1 protein-coding gene is annotated in these 557 nt (G+C 73.2%); it reads right to left on the bottom strand.

The window, feature by feature from the left end:
* Positions 1 to 470, bottom strand: a 470-nt coding sequence (locus ABD353_RS40045; RefSeq protein ID WP_344628616.1) for a hypothetical protein, incomplete at its 3' end; no start/stop codon positions are given.
* Positions 471 to 557 lie beyond the last annotated feature (87 nt).

The raw sequence follows: 557 nt of genomic DNA, 5'->3' as shown, positions 1-557 counted from the left end.
GCGAGCCGGCAGTCCAGCCGCTGCAGGGCACGGACCAGGCGCTGGCGATCCTTGGCACCCGGCAGGCAGCCGACCACGCCCAGTCTGACCTGGCGGCTGCCGACGACGGTGACGTCCACGGTCGCGGCCCCGATGTCCGGCACCCGGTCACCGGCCGCCGGACGCACCTCGTACGGCAACACATGCGGCACGTACCCGATCGGCGCCCGCGTGAACGACCGCAACAACCGCGCCTGCGGCCCCATCGCAATACTGAACACCCGGTCCGCCGCACCCAGCCACGCCCGGCCCGCAGCCGTGAACCGCTTCAACCCGCCCCACGCATCCCCCTCCCAATACACCACCGCCGCACCCCGCGCCGCACCCACCACCGCCCGCACATCCCCCTCACCCGTCCCGAACGCATGCGGCGACTGCACGAACACCACCTCCGGCCGCACCTCACGCACCACCCCCACCATCGACCGCACCGCCCCCTCCCACCCCAACCGCCCCGCCAACTCCCGCGGAGCCAACGGCACATGCACCAACAACCCCTCCCCCGCCAACCGGCGGAA

This window comes from Kitasatospora arboriphila (assembly GCF_039528095.1).
GTDB classification, from domain to species: domain Bacteria; phylum Actinomycetota; class Actinomycetes; order Streptomycetales; family Streptomycetaceae; genus Kitasatospora; species Kitasatospora arboriphila.
The sequence above is the reverse complement of the archived record's forward strand: the minus strand, read 5'-3'. Positions and strand labels throughout refer to the sequence as shown.